At 71.6% G+C, this 16984-nt stretch carries 12 protein-coding genes; 3 read left to right on the top strand and 9 right to left on the bottom strand.

Annotated features, from left to right (window positions below; translation table 11 throughout):
• Positions 1–17: 17 nt before the first annotated feature.
• Positions 18–425 carry an MGMT family protein gene (locus ACIBU0_RS10585; protein WP_398814780.1) on the bottom strand — a complete coding sequence of 136 codons (408 nt, stop codon included), beginning with the start codon at positions 423–425 and terminating at the stop codon, positions 18–20.
• 186 nt (positions 426–611) lie between these two features.
• Between ACIBU0_RS10585 and ACIBU0_RS10580 the strand changes: the two genes are divergently transcribed.
• From ACIBU0_RS10580 to ACIBU0_RS10570, 3 genes are all read left to right on the top strand, one after another.
• The gene (locus tag ACIBU0_RS10580) at positions 612–3428 is read left to right on the top strand and encodes a lysylphosphatidylglycerol synthase domain-containing protein (protein WP_398814777.1); all 2817 of its coding nucleotides are present in this window, start codon (positions 612–614) and stop codon (positions 3426–3428) included.
• 181 nt (positions 3429–3609) lie between these two features.
• On the top strand, positions 3610–5160 hold the full coding sequence (locus ACIBU0_RS10575) for an alpha/beta hydrolase (protein WP_398814774.1): 1551 nt from the start codon (positions 3610–3612) through the stop codon (positions 5158–5160).
• Between the two features lie 135 nt (positions 5161–5295).
• Positions 5296–6843, top strand: coding sequence for an alpha/beta hydrolase (locus ACIBU0_RS10570; protein ID WP_398814771.1), 1548 nt, complete (start codon positions 5296–5298; stop codon positions 6841–6843).
• Positions 6844–6905: 62 nt separating this feature from the next.
• On the opposite strand, the gene moeZ is transcribed toward ACIBU0_RS10570, so the two are convergent.
• The 8 genes from moeZ to ACIBU0_RS10530 form a co-directional block, all read right to left on the bottom strand.
• Positions 6906–8084, bottom strand: a complete 1179-nt coding sequence (gene moeZ / locus ACIBU0_RS10565; RefSeq protein WP_398814768.1) for an adenylyltransferase/sulfurtransferase MoeZ — start codon at positions 8082–8084, stop codon at positions 6906–6908.
• A 63-nt stretch (positions 8085–8147) separates the two neighbouring features.
• Positions 8148–8924, bottom strand: coding sequence for a spherulation-specific family 4 protein (locus tag ACIBU0_RS10560; RefSeq protein WP_398814765.1), 777 nt, complete (start codon positions 8922–8924; stop codon positions 8148–8150).
• Positions 8912–9889, bottom strand: coding sequence for an NAD-dependent epimerase/dehydratase family protein (locus ACIBU0_RS10555; protein WP_398814762.1), 978 nt, complete (start codon positions 9887–9889; stop codon positions 8912–8914). The genes ACIBU0_RS10560 and ACIBU0_RS10555 overlap by 13 nt, the downstream gene beginning before the upstream one ends.
• Before the next feature lie 212 nt (positions 9890–10101).
• Positions 10102–11442 carry a hypothetical protein gene (locus tag ACIBU0_RS10550; protein ID WP_398814759.1) on the bottom strand — a complete coding sequence of 447 codons (1341 nt, stop codon included), beginning with the start codon at positions 11440–11442 and terminating at the stop codon, positions 10102–10104.
• Entirely contained in the window at positions 11439–13148 is a 1710-nt protein-coding gene (locus ACIBU0_RS10545) for a DUF3492 domain-containing protein (RefSeq protein WP_398814757.1), read from the bottom strand. Before ACIBU0_RS10545 ends, ACIBU0_RS10550 begins: the two co-directional genes overlap by 4 nt.
• 212 nt (positions 13149–13360) lie before the next feature.
• Positions 13361–14974, bottom strand: coding sequence for a dipeptide ABC transporter ATP-binding protein (locus ACIBU0_RS10540; RefSeq protein WP_398814755.1), 1614 nt, complete (start codon positions 14972–14974; stop codon positions 13361–13363).
• The gene (locus ACIBU0_RS10535) at positions 14971–15969 is read right to left on the bottom strand and encodes an ABC transporter permease (RefSeq protein WP_398814752.1); all 999 of its coding nucleotides are present in this window, start codon (positions 15967–15969) and stop codon (positions 14971–14973) included. Before ACIBU0_RS10535 ends, ACIBU0_RS10540 begins: the two co-directional genes overlap by 4 nt.
• The gene (locus tag ACIBU0_RS10530; RefSeq protein WP_398814749.1) at positions 15966–16952 is read right to left on the bottom strand and encodes an ABC transporter permease; all 987 of its coding nucleotides are present in this window, start codon (positions 16950–16952) and stop codon (positions 15966–15968) included. The genes ACIBU0_RS10535 and ACIBU0_RS10530 overlap by 4 nt, the downstream gene beginning before the upstream one ends.
• Positions 16953–16984 lie beyond the last annotated feature (32 nt).

Below are 16984 nucleotides of genomic sequence, written 5' to 3'. Positions count from 1 at the left end.
TCCGATGGCGGAAGCTGTCAGGTGTGACCCTGTGCGCGTTCACCGCCGTCCCACCGCGCCCGCTTCATGTCGAGGCGCGGCACGTGGCCCGCGGCGGCCCTGCTCGCCTCCTTCAGGGGCGTGCCCTCTGCGCGGTAGTGCTCCAGCGCTCTCAGCTCGTGACCGGGCAGCAGCGCGCCGTCCGCGCGGACCACCCGCCACCACGGAACGGCACCCCCGTAGAGGGCCATCGCACGGCCGACCTGACGGGGCCCGCCCTCCTCCAGCCACTCCGCGACGTCCCCGTACGTCATGACACGACCCGGCGGGATCAGTTCCGCGACCTCAAGGACCCGTTCGGCGTATTCCGGCAGCGCATCCGCGTCCACCGGACGGGCGTCGTCGTACTCCGGGCGGGCGTCATCCGGAAGGCTCTCCTCGCTCATCCGGCCCATCCTGCCGCACACCACCGACAATGTGAGGCGCTCGCCACCGTGCGTATCCCTCGCCCCGTGGCGGCGCTTCGGGCAGACTGTGCGCCCCCGCATTTGCACCCTGATGCCCCCGTGTGTCGGTGGGGCATGCCACCATCGTGCGGGCGGTGACTGGTGATACGAGATCAAGAAGAGACGATGAAGCAACAGGGTGTGCACCCGGAGGACGCGGAGAGCACCTCTGACGCTTCGTCGCGCCCCGGCACCGCGAACGCCGGCGAGAAGGACCACGGCGAGAGCGACGGCGGCAAGAAGGACGAGGCCAGAAAGGGCGCCGACCCGAACGACGCCGGCCGCAAGGCCGTCGAGGGCAAGGCCGCGTACGACCTCGAAGAGGCGCACGTCGACGAGGTGGAGGGCGACGAACCGCTGCTCCCCGCGCGCGTGCACCGTCCGTCCGACCTGATGCGGCTCCTGGTGGGCGTGCTGGGCATGGCCCTGCTGCTCGCGATCGCCGCGTTCGCGCACGGGACCACCTCGGGTCTCGAACAGGACATCAACAAGGGCACCGGGCAGGCGCCCGACGTGTTCAGCAAGATGGCCGGACTGGTGTCCAGCATCGCGATCCTCCTGGTGCCCGTCGCCTTCGCCATCGAGCGGCTGATCAAGCGGGACGGACTGCGCATCGCCGACGGCGTCCTCGCGGCCGTCCTCGCGCACGGTGTGACACTCGCCACAGACCTCTGGGTCGCGCGGGCCGCCCCGGAGTCCATCCGGGACGCGCTGACCCAGCCCTCGCCCGGCGATGTCGGCTCCCTCACCGACCCGGTGCACGGCTATCTCGCCCCGGTCATCGCGTACATGACCGCTGTGGGCATGTCCCGCCGGCCACGCTGGCGTGCGGTCCTGTGGGCGGTCCTGGTCCTCTACGCCTTCTCCATGCTGGTCACCGGCTACACGACGCCGTTCTCGATCCTCCTGACGCTGCTGATCGGCTGGACCGTCGCCTACGGCACGCTGTACGCGGTCGGCTCGCCCAACGTCCGTCCCACCGGACGGACCCTGATGGCGGGCCTGCGGCACGTCGGCTTCCGCCCGGTGAGCGCGGCCCGCGAGGAGGTCTCCGACGCCCAGGAGACCACCACCGACCGCGGCCGCCGCTACTTCGTCACCCTGGAGGACGGCCCGCCGCTGGATGTGACGGTGGTCGACCGCGAGCAGCAGGCGCAGGGCTTCTTCTATCGCGCGTGGCGCAATCTCACGCTGCGCGGCTTCGCCACCCGCAGCAGCCTCCAGTCGCTGCGGCAGGCCCTGGAGCAGGAGGCGCTCCTCGCCTACGCGGCCATCGCGGCCGGGGCCAACGCGCCCAAGCTGATCGCCACCTCCGAGCTGGGCCCGGACGCCGTGATGCTCGTCTACGAGCACTCCGGCGGACGCACCCTGGACTCGCTCCCGGACGAGGAGATCACGGACGATCTGCTGCACGGCGCGTGGCGCCAGGTCAAGGCGCTGCAGTCCCGGCGCATCGCACACCGCCGGCTGGTCGGTGACGCGATCCTGGTGGATCGTTCCGGCAAGGTGATCATCACCGACCTGCGCATCGGCGAGATCGCGGCGAACAGTCTGCTGCTGCGGATGGACATCTCCCAGCTGCTGGTGACCCTCGGGCTGCGGGTGGGCGCCGAGCGGGCGGTGGCCGCGGCGGTGAGCGTGCTCGGCCCCGACGCCGTGGCCGACTGTCTGCCGATGCTGCAACCCATCGCGCTGAGCCGCTCCACGCGCGCGACGCTGCGCAGACTCGCCCGGGAGCGCGCCCAGCGCGAACGCGAGGCGGTGCTGGAGGCGTCCCGGCACGCCAAGCAGGTTCGCAGCGAAGAGGCGGAGGGCGACGCCGGGCCCGCGTTCGACAAGCAGGACAAGCCAGGCAAGCCGGACAAGAAGACCGTACGGGCGCAGGCGCGGGCCGAGAAGCGGGCCATCGACGAAGCCCTGGAGGAGGCACGCGAGGAGGACCTGCTCACGCAGATCCGCCACGAGGTGCTGAGGATCAGGCCACAGGCGCCGGTAGAGCCCGCCCGGCTGGAACGCGTACGGCCGCGCACGCTGATCAGCTTCATCGCCGGCGCCATCGCCGCGTACTTCCTGCTGACGCAGCTCACCCACATCGAGTTCGGACCGTTGATCGCCAACGCCCAGTGGGGCTGGGTGGCCGCGGCCGTGCTGTTCTCGGCGGCCAGCTACCTGGCGGCCGCGATGGCGCTGCTGGGGTTCGTGCCCGAGCGGGTGTCGTTCCGGAAGACGGTGGCGGCGCAGGTCGCCGGGTCGTTCGTGAAGATCGTCGCTCCGGCGGCCGTCGGCGGTGTCGCCCTCAACACGCGCTTCCTGCAGCGCGCGGGAGTGCGGCCGGGGCTCGCGGTGGCGAGCGTCGGCGCATCGCAGTTGTTCGGGCTGGGCTGCCACATCCTGATGCTGCTGGCCTTCGGCTATCTGACCGGCACCGAGAAGACGCCGTCGCTGTCGCCGTCCCGGACGGTCATCGCGGGTCTGCTGACGGTGGCGGTCCTGGTGCTCGTGGTGACGTCGGTGCCGTTCCTGCGGAAATTCGTCGTCACGCGCGTGAGGTCGCTGTTCGCGGGTGTCGTACCGCGCATGCTGGACGTGCTGCAGCGGCCGCAGAAGCTGGTCACCGGCATCGGCGGCATGCTGCTGCTGACCGCCTGCTTCGTGATGTGCCTGGACGCGTCGATCCGGGCCTTCGGCAGCCAGGGGACGTCCATCAGCCTCGCCAGCGTGGCCGTCGTCTTCCTCGCGGGCAATGCCCTCGGCTCGGCGGCCCCCACGCCGGGCGGCGTGGGCGCCGTGGACGTGACCCTGACCGTCGGCCTGATCGCCGTGGGCCTGCCCAGCGAGGTCGCCGCCCCCTCGGTACTGCTCTTCCGCATGCTGACGCTGTGGCTGCCGGTGCTGCCGGGCTGGCTGGCCTTCAACCAGCTGACACGCAAGGGCGCGCTGTAGCGGGACTGCCGTACGGAGGACCGCGACGTCTCGTCGTGCGCGCGGACTTTCCGACCCGGCGCCTTGCCGTACGAGGAGCAGGGCGCCGTACGTCGGAGGGCACCGAACAGGTGAGGCGCCGCGGTACCTCGTACGGCCCGCGCCCCGAGCGCCCCACCTCGTACGACCGCAGGATGGGACCATGCCGAACCCTCCCCGGCTGCGTGCCGCTGCCCTGACCGTCACCGCTCTGCTGCTGTCCTCCCTGCTGGCGGGCTGCAGCAGCGACGACGACTCCGGGGACGAGGACCTGACGGCCCAGAAGCTGAGCTGGAAGGACTGCCCGGCCCCCTCCCAGGCGCAGGGCGGCAAGGGCAGCCCGTCGCCTCTGCCGGACGGCGGCACATGGCAGTGCGCCACGATGAAGGCGCCCCGGGACTGGGACGAACCCAAGGGCGACACGATCGGCATCGAGCTGATCCGGGTGAAGTCCGACGGCCCCGCGAACCGGCGCATCGGCTCGCTGATCTTCAACTTCGGCGGGCCCGGCGGCTCCGGCGTCACCACGCTGCCCGGCTTCGGGGACACCTACGCGAAGCTGCGCACCCGTTACGACCTGGTGAGCTTCGACCCACGCGGGGTGGGCGGCAGCGAGCCCGTGCGGTGCGAGAACGACCAGCAGCTCGACGCCTACTTCCAGCAGGACGCATCGCCGGACGACGCCGCCGAGCGGACGGAACTGGTGGACAGCACGAAGGAATTCAACGAGGCGTGCGAGAAGAACTCCAACGGGATGCTGCCGCATGTGGCCACCACCGACGCGGCCCGCGATCTGGACCTGATGCGCCAGGTCCTGGGCGACGCCAAGCTGCACTACTTCGGTATCTCGTACGGCACCGAACTCGGTGGCGTCTACGCTCACTTGTTCCCCAAGAATGTGGGCCGTGCCGTCTTCGACGCGGTGGTCGACCCGACGCAGGACGCGGAGCAGGGGGCGCTCGAGCAGGTCAAGGGCTTTCAGCTCGCCCTGGACAACTTCGCCAAGGACTGCATGTCCAAGCCCGAGGGCTGCCCGATCGGCGACACCCCCCAGGACGTCGAGGACCGCATCGCCAAGCTGCTGAAGGACCTCGACAGCAGGCCGATCGAGGGCATCTTCCCGCGGGAGCTGACCCAGAGCGCCGCGACCGGCGGCATCGTGCAGGCGATGTACACGCAGGAGTACTGGCCGTTCCTCACCCAGGGTCTTCAGGAGGCGTACGGCGGTCACGGCCAGATCCTGATGCGGCTGTCCGACTCGTTGAACGGGCGCAGCGAGAACGGCGAATACAGCAACATCACCGCCGCCAACATCTCGATCAACTGCGCCGACGACAAACCCCGGTACACCCCCGCATACGTGGAGCAGAAGCTGCCCGAGTTCCGGTCCGCCTCGAACCTGTTCGGCGACTCCTTCGCCTGGGCCCTGCTCAGCTGCACCGACTGGCCCGTGGCGGGTGCCGCAGACCACCCCGACGTCAGCGCGCCCGGCTCGGCGCCCATCCTCGTCGTCGGCAACACGGGCGACCCTGCCACGCCGTACGAGGGCGCACGGAGAATGGTGGAGGCGCTGGGCAAAGGGGTGGGCGTCGAGCTGACGTACAAGGGGCAGGGCCACGGGGCCTACAACAGCAAGAACCGGTGTGTGCAGGACGCAGTGAACGCCTTTCTGCTGGACGGGAAGCTTCCGGCGGCCGGCACCGTCTGCACCTGAGACCGCCTCATAGCCATGCAAACCAGCAGGTCAGAGAGTTATCCACAGGCCGTCACGGCCTTTTCGTGATCTGCCTACTATGGCCTGACCGCCATCCGCGGCACAGCGCGGACGGCTTGCGAGGGGGGAAGTGACATGGCGCGTTTCGTACGGTGGACGGCCCTGACGGCCGCCGCCGCGCTGCTGGCCGCGGGCTGCAGCGGCGGCTCGTCCGACGGCGACAAGGCCGGTGGGGAGACGGGCGGGCCGAGTTCACCGACCGCGTCCGCAGACTCGGCGAGCCCGCTGCCGTCCTCGCTGACCTCGCAGAAGCTCGACTGGGGGCGCTGCAAGGCCACCGGGGACTCCTCCGCGCCGGGTGACGAGTGGCAGTGCGCGACCCTCAAGGCGCCGCTGGACTGGACGAAACCGGGGGGCAAGACGATCGACCTCGCGCTGATCCGGACCAAGTCCCGCGGCGACGACCGCATCGGCTCTCTCCTGTTCAACTTCGGCGGGCCCGGCAGCTCGGGTCTGTCCACCCTGCCGTGGTACGCCTCGAACGCGTCCGAGCTGGGCGAGCGGTACGACCTGGTGAGCTGGGACCCGCGCGGGGTCGGCGCCAGTGAAGGCGTCCGCTGCCGCAGCGACAAGGAGATCGAAGCCTCCGAGTCCTTGGACATCACGCCGGACACCCCTGCCGAGGAGAAGGCGTACTTCCGGGACGCCGCCGCCTTCGGCAAGGGCTGCCAGGAGTCCGCGGGCACGCTGATGGCGCATGTGTCGACCACGGACACCGCCCGCGACATGGATCTGATGCGCCAGGTCCTCGGCGACACGCGGATGCACTACTTCGGCATCTCCTACGGCACTGAACTCGGCGGCGTCTACGCCCACTTGTACCCCAAGAACGTGGAGCAGCTGGTCCTGGACGCGGTGGTCGACCCGAGCGCAGACTCGGCGGGGCACGCCGAGAACCAGGCGAGGGGTTTTCAGCGCGCGCTGAACAACTACCTCAAGTCCACCGGCCAGGGCGCCGAAGAGGGCTCGCGGAAGATCGTGGACCTGCTGAAGCGGATCGACGCGAGCCCGCTGCCGACCTCCTCCGGGCGCAAGCTCACGGAGGCACTCGCGCTCACCGGACTGATCCTGCCGCTCTACAGCGAGGCGAGCTGGCCGACGCTGACCAGCGCCCTGGCGGCGGCGCAGGAGGGAGACGGGTCTCAACTCCTGGCCCTCGCCGACCAGTACAACGACCGGGACTCCGCGGGGCACTACGCCACGGGAAACCACTCTCAACGGGTCATATCGTGCCTGGACGACAAGCAGCGGCCGACCGCCGAGGAGGCGAGGAAGCTGCTGCCGCGGTTCGAGAAGGTCTCGTCCGTGTTCGGCCCCATGCTGGGCTGGGACACGGCCGGCTGGTGCCACGACTGGCCGGTGTCCGGGCAGTACGACACCCCGGAGGTAAGCGCGCCCGGTGCGGCACCGATCCTGCTGGTCGGCAACACCGGCGACCCGGCGACACCCTACGAGGGCACCCGCAGGATGGCGGACGAACTCGGCAAGGACGTCGGTGTGATGCTCACCTGGAAGGGCGAGGGCCACACCGCGTACGGGAAGGGGAGCGACTGCGTCGACTCCGCGGTGAACGCGTATCTGCTGCAGGGCACGGTGCCGAAGGACGGCAAGGTCTGCTCATGACGACGGCGGGGGCTTCGGGCACCCGTGGCGCTCGAAGCCCCCGCCGCGCGGAGCAGGTCCGGTCAGTAGACCGGCTTGTGCGGCTCGATCTGGTTGACCCAGCCGATCACACCGCCACCGACGTGCACGGCGTCGGCGAAGCCCGCGGACTTCAGTACCGCGAGGACTTCCGCACTGCGGACACCCGTCTTGCAGTGCAAGACGATCTTCTTGTCCTGCGGGAGGGTCTCCAGGGCCGTGCCCATGAGGAACTCGTTCTTCGGGATCAGCTTGGCGCCGGGGATCGAGACGATCTCGTACTCGTTGATCTCGCGGACGTCGATGATCTCGATGTTCTCGCCGTCGTCGATCCACTCCTTGAGCTGCTTGGGAGTGATCGTCGAGCCGGCGGCCGCCTCCTGGGCCTCCTCGGAGACGACGCCGCAGAAGGCCTCGTAGTCGATGAGCTCGGTGACGGTCGGGTTCTCGCCGCAGACCGCGCAGTTCGGGTCCTTGCGGACCTTGACCTGGCGGTACTGCATCTCCAGGGCGTCGTAGATCATCAGGCGGCCGACCAGCGGCTCACCGATGCCCGCGAGGAGCTTGATGGCCTCGTTGACCTGGATGGAGCCGATGGACGCGCACAGCACGCCGAGCACGCCGCCCTCGGCGCAGGAGGGGACCATGCCGGGGGGCGGGGGCTCCGGGTAGAGGCAGCGGTAGCAGGGGCCGTGCTCGGACCAGAAGACGGAGGCCTGACCGTCGAAGCGGTAGATCGAGCCCCACACGTACGGCTTGTTCAGCAGCACACAGGCGTCGTTGACCAGGTAGCGGGTCGCGAAGTTGTCCGTGCCGTCGACGATCAGGTCGTACTGGCTGAAGATGTCCATCACGTTGTCGGCCTCGAGCCGCTCCTCGTGAAGGATCACGTTCACGTACGGGTTGATGCCCTTGACACTGTCACGGGCGGACTCGGCCTTGGAGCGGCCGATGTCCGACTGGCTGTGGATGATCTGGCGCTGCAGGTTCGACTCGTCGACCTCGTCGAACTCCACGATGCCGAGCGTGCCGACGCCCGCGGCGGCCAGGTACATCAGCGCGGGCGAGCCCAGGCCACCGGCGCCCACACACAGCACCTTGGCGTTCTTCAGCCGCTTCTGCCCGTCCATCCCGACATCGGGGATGATCAGGTGGCGGGAGTACCTGCGAACCTCGTCTACGGTGAGCTCGGGGGCCGGCTCGACCAGGGGTGGCAACGACACGGGGACTCCGTTGGTCGGTCGATCACTACAGTTGTTCTCCCCGTAACACTGCCACGGGCTTTTTCATTCCGAGACACCTGTTCCGATCCGCGAGACGATTTCGTCCCAGTAGCCGGGCATGGTCTCCCAGGGGTCGGTGCGGCCGTGGTCCGTGCGGTCGGTGAACCAGATCGTCGCGGCGCCCTGCCAGCGGGCGATGCGCAGTGCTTCGTCGAGGTGTCCGAGGGGCACTCCGTGGACGAAGTGGCAGAAGCGGTCGGGCGGATAGTCGGCCGTCCACTCGGCCACCTGCGACCAGCGGTAGTCGCTCCACGAGCCCCGGAAGGTGACCAGCTGGTCGCCGCACTCGGCGTAACCGGGGTGCGGATGGGTGCCGTGGCCGAGGACGATGTGGGCCTTGTCACGCAGCGCGCGCAGGGTGCCGGCCGTGCGGCGGATCTCGGACAGCGCGGCCCGGTCGGTCGGGCACCTGTCCAGGAGGAAGCCGTCGACCCGGTACCAGTCGAGGTACCGGTGCGCCTCGGAGATCACCTCGCCGAAGGCGCGCGCGCCGTGGGCCGTGCCGAGATGGGCTGTGCCCAGGCGGGCGGTGTCGAGGCGGCCGAGGATGCGGACTCCCGCAGCGCGGAGTCGTTCGGCGGTCTGCAGGCAGTGCGGATCGGGTCGCGTCCCGGGGCCGTTGGCGATGTTCAGAGCGACCCAGTGCACGGGGGTGCCCGGGCGGGTGAGTTCGCCCCATTCGGTGGGGGCGAGGAGGGGGTGGGCGTAGCCGGGGATGCCGAGGCCGGTGCGGAGGCTCGTGCTCGATGTGGTGGGTGTGGTGCCGGTCAGATACGGCATGCGGCCTCCATCCAGATGTCACCGAGGGACTCTTCGAGGTTGATCCGGGGGCGCCAGCCGAGCCGGTCGCGTGCGGTGCGCACGTCGGCCTGCTGCCAGCTGCCGCAGCCGTCCGGGTACGGGTACGCGACCGGGGCACCGTGTCCCGGATGGGCCATGTGGTCCGAGTCGGTGCGGGGATGGCCGATGGAGGGCCGCAACGGGCCGGGCGGGCCGTCCAGTTCATGGAGGGCGCCGCCGTATCCGGCCACGCGGGCGAGGACCGCGGCGGCGTCACGGAGGCGGACGGCGCGGCCGGAGCCGATGTTGATGACGCCCTGCGCCGCGGAGAGGGAGGCGGCGTGGACGGCGCGGGCCACGTCGCGGACGTCGACGAAGTCGCGCTGGGCGCCGAGGCCGGTGAGTTTGAGTTCGCCGTCGCCGGACTGCATGGCGCGGCGCATGGCTTCGGCGAGGCGGCCGAGGGGCGAGCCGGCGGGGGTGCCGGGGCCCGCGGGTGAGAAGACCCTCAGGACCACGGCGTCCAGGCCGGAGCCCAGGACCAGTTCGGTGGCCGCCAGTTTGCTGACGCCGTACGGACCCCCGGGGCGGGGGACGGCGTCCTCGGCCGTGGAGGAGCCGGGCTGGCTCGGGCCGTACTCGGCGCCGCAGCCGATCTGGACGAGGCGGGCGCCGCAACCGCTGCGGCGCAGGGCCTCGCAGACCGTGGCGACGGCGACGGTGTTGTGGCGGGTGAGTTCGCGCGCGCCGCCTCGGGTGGCACCGGCGCAGTTGATGACGACCCCGGGATGGACCGCGTCGAGGAAGCGGGTGAGGGCGCCGGGGCTGCCGGACGCGAGGTCGAAGCGGACGTCGGCGTCGTCGCCGCGGCCGAGTGCGGTGAGTTGGACTGCGGGGTCGGCGAGGAGGCGGTCGGCCACGAAGCGGCCGAGGTAGCCGTTGGCTCCGATCAGCAGGACTCTCATCGGGCGGCTCCCGGGGCCGAGGGGTGGTCGGGTCGGGAGGTGATCATTTGGGGGTCTCCTTCAAAGGCTTCAGGGGAGAGGGGGATTCGGACAGGGCTTCATCGGTTGGTGGGGGCGTATGCCTGCGGCGGCCTGTGCCGGTGAGCAGGAGTGCGCGTGGCGCCTCCGGAGGCGTTGGGGGTCGGGGCGGCGTCGCGCGGGTTGCTGTCGCGTCACCACGGCTGGTCCTGCCTTGCGTGTGCCGACGCCCGCGTGAGGGTGCGCGTCGCGTGGAGCAGGAGGGTCAACGCGCCCGCGCCGCAGGCGGCCGTCGGGACGGCGGCGGGGCCCCACGTGTCGATCAGGGCCTGGACAGGGGTTGCAAGCCCGGCGCAGTCGGGGAGGCGGGCCGCGAAGAGGCTGGTCAGGGCCGATGCCTCGGCTGAGGCTGTGGCCGTGAGGACGAGTGCGGGGGCGTGGAAAGAGCCGTGGGTGGTGAGGATGCGGGAGAGGAAGAGGAGGGCGCCCAGGGTGAGGGTCTGGGGATAGGCGGCGGGCTCGCCCAGGACCGTGGTGGTCAGGGTCAGGAGGACCGTCAGGGTGCCGAGGTAGAGCGTGAAGGTGCCCAGGAGCAGGGGCTTCGCGGAGGTGGCGAACTCGTCCAGGGCCCGGCTGGCCGACAGTTTGCGGCGGGCCCGCACGGCGAGGAGATGGGCGCACCAGGCCGCGGGGGCGCAGGAGAGGGCTAGGGCCAGGACGGGGGCGGTGGTCAGGGGCCAGGGGCCGTCGGCGGTGCCGGTGGGGAGGGCGTCGGGTCCTCCGGTGGCGGCTGCGCGGAGGAGTCCGTCGCCGAGGAGGGCGTAGGCGATGAGCCAGCAGGTACGGGTGGCCGTCGGGTTCGTGTGGTCCGTCGCGGCGAGCGGGCCTCGGGCCAGGGCCGCGCGCGTGGCGAGGGCGACGGCGAGGGCTCCTGCGGCGGCCGCGATCAGGCGGGACTGGCCGTGGGTGAGGTGCAGGGCGGTCACGGCCCCCGCGCAGAGCGCTCCGGGGAGGAGGGTGAGGAAGATCCAGTCGGCTCGTGCCCGGGGCACGGTGAGGGGCGGGGAGTCGGGGGGCGTTTCTCCGTCGCGGGGCACTCGGGCGTACATCTCCTCCGCGAGGGAGAAGACATCCCGGTGGAGGAAGCGTGCCGCGGTGCGGTCGGTGACGCCGTGGGCTTCCAGGCCGGCGGCGATCTCCAGGGGGTCCACCGCACGTTCGCAGAGCTCGCGGTGACGGTGCATCAGCGCCTTCACGGGGTCCGCGCCGGTACGGCGGGTGGGCGTCAGCCTGGGGGCGGTGGTGCGGGCGGCGGATGATCCTCCGGTGCTCGTGACCGAGGCGTCGGCTGAGGTGTCCGCTGAGGCGTCGGCTGCGTTTTCGCTGGTGTGCGCTCCGTCTTCGCGGGCGGCGGCGCCGTCCTCGCGTGCATGGGCCTCTGCCACGAGCCCCACGAGCCACTCCTGCGAACGCTCGTCCCAGGCCCCCGGGCTGCTGGGAGCGCCGGGGAGGTCCAGCCCTCCTGGGCCGCTCATCGCGCCCCCTCCGCCATGGGCAGAGTGGTGGCGCGTACGGGGGCTCCCGTCGGGCGGACCGGGCCGCCGCGGGCCACCAGGCGTGCGCTGCGCTCGGTCCAGCGGCCCGGCACATGGGCCTCGGCGGGGACGGCGAAGGGCAGGGGGGCTCCGGCCTCGTCGAGGACGACGCGGCGGACCGGGGTGCGCGAGACGATCTCCAGGTAAATGCCGTGAAATGCTGCGACGTTCTGCTCGACGGTGAACAGTTCGAGCGCACGCGCGCGTGCGGCCGCGCCCAGGCGGTCACGGCGCTCGGGGTCGCGCAACAGCGCCACGCAGGCCTCAGCGAGCGCCCGTGGATTGCGCGGCGGTACGACGAGACCGGTGCCGCCGATGACCTCCACCACCGCGCCGACGTCCGTGGACACCGTCGCGCGACCGCACAGCATGGCCTCCACGAGGCCGGTCGGAAAGCCTTCCACGACGCTGGACAGGACGGTCACGGCGCCCGAGGCGTACGCGTCGGCGAGGCTCGGGATCTCCGGGCCGCCGATTTCCTCGAAGGAGACCGGGTTGTCCCCGACCGTGTGCGGGCCCTCGGCCTCGTCGGGAAAGAGCTGTGCGGCCAGCACCTTGCAGTGGCCCAGGTAGGCGGCGCCCTCGGCGCCCGAGGGGGTGCCGACGATCCGCAGGCGCGTCTTCGGCTCCTCCTTGCGGACCTCGGCGAAGGCGTGCAGCAACGACACCAGGTCCTTGGCCGGTTCGACGCGGCCGACCCAGACGAGCGTGTCCGGGTCCGCGCCCTCCGGGGACTCGCCGACCTCCGCGAAGGGAGATGCGTCCATGCCGGGGTGGACGGTGCGGAGTTTCCCGCGTTCGGCGCCGCAGCGCTCCTGCCAGCGGCGGGCGTGGCCGTTGCCGGGGGTGATGAGGGCGGCCCGGGTGTAGGTCTCGGTGGCGAGCCGGCCGTGGAAGGCGGCGAGCAGGGAGCGGACGGCGGGCGAGGAGTCGGGAGCGGCGAGGTAGTGCGAGCGCAGCCGGACCCCGTACTCGGTCAGCAGCAGCGGCACACCGCAGAAGTGGTGGGCGAGCAGGCCGGTCAGGGCCGCGGGGCCGCCGGAGGCGGCGTGGCACAGGTCGACGGAGCCCAGGCCGGCGTCCTCGTACCAGTCGAGCGAGAGGGGGCGCAGGGCGCGTTCCAGATGCGCGGCGACGACCAGCAGATCGGTTACGCGCGCCTCCCGCGCCGGGGCCGGCGCGCCCCGCGTCCGGCAGGCGCGCTCGAGGGCGCGTACGGCCGCCTCGGAGCGGAGCGCTCCCACCAGCCCGCCCTCGTCGCGGGCGAGTTCCGCGAGTCCGTACAACGCGTTGCCGAAACGGTCCGCCTCAGTGGCGGACACCTCCACGGGAGCCCGAGGTCCGCCCAGGGCGCCGCCCGCACACAACACGGCCGCCAGTTCGCCGTAGCACTCGGCGAACCGCCGGCGTGCGCGGCGCCCGTAGCCGTCCCCGTCGTCGTCCGCCGTCCACAACGGCGCCGTGCGCACCCTGCTCACCTGTGCCGGCAGCGGGACCCAGCCCTCGTCCTCCTGGCGCCGGCTGCGGCTGAGCGCATAGATGTCGAACTCGTGCTGTCCGAGCCCGCGCACGAGCCGGTCGCACCAGAGCCCGGCGTCACCGCTCACATACGGATAGCCGCCCTCCGCAATCAGTCCGATGCGCACGAGTACACCCCCGATCTCCTTGAGGGGAGCCGCCGTTCCCCCGGCGGCTCGCAGCGGGACGAACGTATGCGGACAAGGCGGTGGCGCGACGGACGGTTGTCCATCGCGCCACCAAAAGGGGTGAACGGTCGTAACTTTCCCGTGCAGGTCGCGTTCCGTCGCGCTAAGAGATCAAACGCACACGGATCGTCACACCGGAACGGTTCGGACGGTCACACCACGGCCGGCTCCCGTCGCGCGGCCCGCCGCCGGGCCGCGATGCGCGGGTCGAGTGCGGGCACGGCGGCCAGGAGCTGCTTGGTGTACGGGTCCTGCGGGTTGTCGTACACCTCGTCGGCGGGGCCCTGTTCGACGATCCGTCCGCGCCGCATCACCGCGACCCGGTCGCTGACCTGGCGCATGACGGCGAGGTCGTGGGCGACGAAGACGAGTGCGAGTCCGAGTTCGCGCTGCAGTTCGGCGAGCAGGGCGACCACCTGGGCCTGGGTGGTGACGTCGAGGGCGGAGACGGGCTCGTCGCAGACGATGACGCGCGGATCGGCCGCGAGCGCCCGCGCGATGCCGACGCGCTGGCGCTGACCGCCGCTGAACTCGTGCGGGTAGCGGTCGTAGTGCGCCGCTTCGAGCCCCACGCGCTCCAGCAGTTCCCGTACACGCCCCCGGATGCGGCCCTCGTCGCGCTCCCCACGCGCGCGGAGCGGGTCGGCGATCGACTCGCCCACGCTGCGGCGGGGGTTGAGGGAGGAGACGGGGTCCTGGAAGACCATCTGCACGGCCGGATCGAGGCCCACGCGCGCGTGGCCGTCGTAACGGATCTCGCCCGCCGTCGGCTCCAGGAGGCCGACGAGCATGCGCCCGAGCGTCGTCTTGCCGCTGCCGCTCTCCCCCACGATCCCGAGGGCCTCGCCACGGTGGATCGTCAGCGACACGTCGTCCACCGCCGTGAACGCCCGCTTCCCCCGCCCGAACTCGCGCCGGACGCCGATCGCCTCCAGGACGGCCTCCGTCGGGGCGTGAGACGGCCCCTTTGCCGCCGCGAGCCCGGAGCGCGGAGCGTCCACGCGCGGGACCGCGCCGAGCAGTTCGCGCGTGTACGGCTGTGCGGGCGAGCCGAGAACGCTGGCGACCGGACCATGTTCGACGGCCCGTCCGTGCCGCATGACGAGCACCTCGTCGACGCTCTCGGCGGCGACGCCCACATCGTGCGTGACCAGGAGGAGGCCCATGCGTGTCTCCTCGCGGAGCGTGTGCAGGAGGTCGAGGATCTGGGCCTGGACGGTCACGTCGAGCGCGGTCGTCGGCTCGTCGGCGATCAGCAGGTCGGGCTCGCAGGCCAGCGCCATGGCGATGAGGGCGCGCTGGCGCATGCCGCCGCTGAACTCGTGCGGGCGCGCACGGGATCTGCGTACCGCGTCCGGGATGCCCACCCGGTCCAGCACCTCCACGGCACGCGCGCGTGCCGCTCGTCGCGAGGCACGCGTGTGCACGCGGTACACCTCGGCTATCTGGTCTCCGATGGCGTAGTAGGGATCCAGCGACGACAGCGGGTCCTGGAACACCATCGCGGCCTTGCCGCCGCGCAGCCGCCGCAGTGCCTCCTCCGGCGCCGTCCGTACGTCGACTCCGGCCACCTCGATGCCGCCGCCGACCCGCGCGCCCGTGCCGCGGTGCAGGCCGAGCAGGGCGGCGGCGACGGTCGACTTGCCGGAGCCGGACTCGCCGACGAGGGCGAGGGCGGCGCCCTGCTCCAGCCTGAAGGACAGCCCGTCCACGGCGCGCAGGGACCCGAACTCGACCGTCAGGTCCGTGATCTCCACCAGACTCATGCGAGCACCACCCGTCGGTCGGCCACCGCGTACAGGACGTCGGCGACGGCGCCCGCAAGGACCACGAAGAACCCGGTCACCAGGACCATGCCGACGACCACCGGCAGGTCGACGACCTTCACCGCCTGGACCATTTCCTGGCCGATGCCGGGCAGCCCGAACAGCGTCTCGGTGAGCACCGCACCGCCGAACAGGACGCCGAGGTTGTTGGCGTTCACGGCGATGAGCGGGGCGACCGCGCCGCGCAGGGCGTGCCGCCAGATGATCGCCCGCTCCGCGACGCCGTAAGCCCGGAAGGTGCGCACGTGGTCCTCGGCGAGCGTCTCCAGCATCGAGGCCCGGGTCAGCCGGGCGTACGTGGCGGACTCGATCAGCGCGAGCGACAGCCAGGGCAGCAGCAGGTTCCAGGCCCACTGTTCGGGGTCGTCGGTGAAGGCGACGTACTGCGGGAAGGGCAGCAGCTCCAGTTGTCCGCAGACGACGATCATCAGGACGAGACCGATGACGAAGACGGGCGTGGACATGCCCGCGAGGGTGAGCGCGGTCAGCAGCCGCTCGGTGAGCCGGCCGCGCCGCCACACCGACAGCACGCCGGTGCCGACGCCGATGACCAGCCACAGCAGCATCGCGCCGAGCGCGAGCGAGGCCGTGACCGGCAGCTTCGTCAGGATCAGCTCCGTGACCTGCTGGTCGCTCTGGTACGACAGCCCGAGGCAGGGCGCCGAGCAGTGCTGGACCGAGGTGCCGGTGGAGTAGTCCTGGCCGGCGAAGAGGCCCTGCAGGAAGTGCCAGTAGCGCGTGTACAGGGGGTCGTCGAGGTGCAGTTGCCCGGCGACCTGCTGCACCTGGGCGGGCGAGCAGCGGGGGCCGCAGGTGATCTGGGCGACGTTGCCGGGGGTGACGTAGAAGACGACGTAGATGATCACCGAGAGGGCGAACAGGGTGACCAGGGCGCCGGCGGCCCGGCGCAGCACGAAACCACCGAACCCGTTCATGACGCCTCCCTCTTCGTCCCGACACGGAGCCGCGAGGCCGCGCGCGGGTCGAGGGCCGTGCGCACGCCGTCGCCGAGGACGGTGAGGGCGAGGACGGTCACGAAGAGGGAGCCCGCGGGCAGCAGCAGGTATTGCGGTGCCGCCTGGTACCAGACGTCCGCGGAGGTCAGCATCTGCCCCCAGGAGGGCGTCGGCGGCTTCACGCCCACGCCGAGGAAGGACAGGGCGGCCTCGACGGTGATGTTCGTCGGGACGAGAATCGCCGCGTAGGTGATGACGGGGGCCGCGAGGCCGGGGAGCAGCTCGCGGCGGGCGACCCGGGCGGTGCCCCAGCCGCTGAGCCGGGCGGCGGCGACGTAGTCCAGCTCCTTGAGGGTGAGCGTCTGCGCGCGCACCATCTTGGCGAGCGTGCCCCAGCCGGAGACGAGTCCGACGACCAGCGCCACCAGGACGGGACGCGGGAAGCTCGTGGGCACGACGGCCAGCAGGGCGAGCGCCACGACCATCAGCGGCATGGCCACGAAGATGTCGGCGATCCGGGTCAGCAGCAGGTCCACCCAGCGGCTGCCGAATCCGGCCGCGACGCCGATGACGACGCCCAGCACGAGCTGGACGACCGTCGCCGCCAGAGCGACCCCCAGCGACACGCGTGCCCCGTGCACCAGCCGCGCGAACAGGTCCCGGCCGGTCTGCGGTTCGACGCCGAGCCAGTGGTCGGCGCTCGCTCCCCCGAACGACCCGATGGGCACGCCTCCGCGCGCGGAGTCCACCAGGGACGGGTGGTAGGTGGTGGGGTCCTGGCCCTCGATCGCGGCGAGCAGCGGCGCGGCGAGGGCGACCAGGACGAGCAGCGCGACGACGACCGCCGCGACGAGGGCGGCACGCTGCGTCCGCAGCCGCCGCCAGAACTGACGGGCCCCCGAGGCCCCCGGGACGGCGGTGTCCGTCCCGGGGGCCGGGGAGGTCAACAAGGCCTCGCTCATGATGACTTGACCAGATCCATTGACTACTTGAT

The sequence above is a fragment of the Streptomyces sp. NPDC049627 genome, assembly GCF_044465645.1.
In the GTDB taxonomy this organism is placed as follows: Bacteria; Actinomycetota; Actinomycetes; order Streptomycetales; family Streptomycetaceae; genus Streptomyces.
This window is presented reverse-complemented; position numbering and strand designations above follow the sequence as displayed.

Excerpts from the sequence above, each read along its gene's own strand:
- ACIBU0_RS10585 (WP_398814780.1), bottom strand. The coding sequence starts at position 425 with ATGAGCGAGGAGAGCCTTCCGGATGACGCCCGCCCGGAGTACGACGAC.
- ACIBU0_RS10580 (WP_398814777.1), top strand. The coding sequence starts at position 612 with ATGAAGCAACAGGGTGTGCACCCGGAGGACGCGGAGAGCACCTCTGAC.
- ACIBU0_RS10575 (WP_398814774.1), top strand. The coding sequence starts at position 3,610 with ATGCCGAACCCTCCCCGGCTGCGTGCCGCTGCCCTGACCGTCACCGCT.
- ACIBU0_RS10570 (WP_398814771.1), top strand. The coding sequence starts at position 5,296 with ATGGCGCGTTTCGTACGGTGGACGGCCCTGACGGCCGCCGCCGCGCTG.
- ACIBU0_RS10560 (WP_398814765.1), bottom strand. The coding sequence starts at position 8,924 with ATGCCGTATCTGACCGGCACCACACCCACCACATCGAGCACGAGCCTC.
- ACIBU0_RS10555 (WP_398814762.1), bottom strand. The coding sequence starts at position 9,889 with ATGAGAGTCCTGCTGATCGGAGCCAACGGCTACCTCGGCCGCTTCGTG.
- ACIBU0_RS10550 (WP_398814759.1), bottom strand. The coding sequence starts at position 11,442 with ATGAGCGGCCCAGGAGGGCTGGACCTCCCCGGCGCTCCCAGCAGCCCG.
- ACIBU0_RS10540 (WP_398814755.1), bottom strand. The coding sequence starts at position 14,974 with ATGAGTCTGGTGGAGATCACGGACCTGACGGTCGAGTTCGGGTCCCTG.
- ACIBU0_RS10535 (WP_398814752.1), bottom strand. The coding sequence starts at position 15,969 with ATGAACGGGTTCGGTGGTTTCGTGCTGCGCCGGGCCGCCGGCGCCCTG.
- ACIBU0_RS10530 (WP_398814749.1), bottom strand. The coding sequence starts at position 16,952 with ATGAGCGAGGCCTTGTTGACCTCCCCGGCCCCCGGGACGGACACCGCC.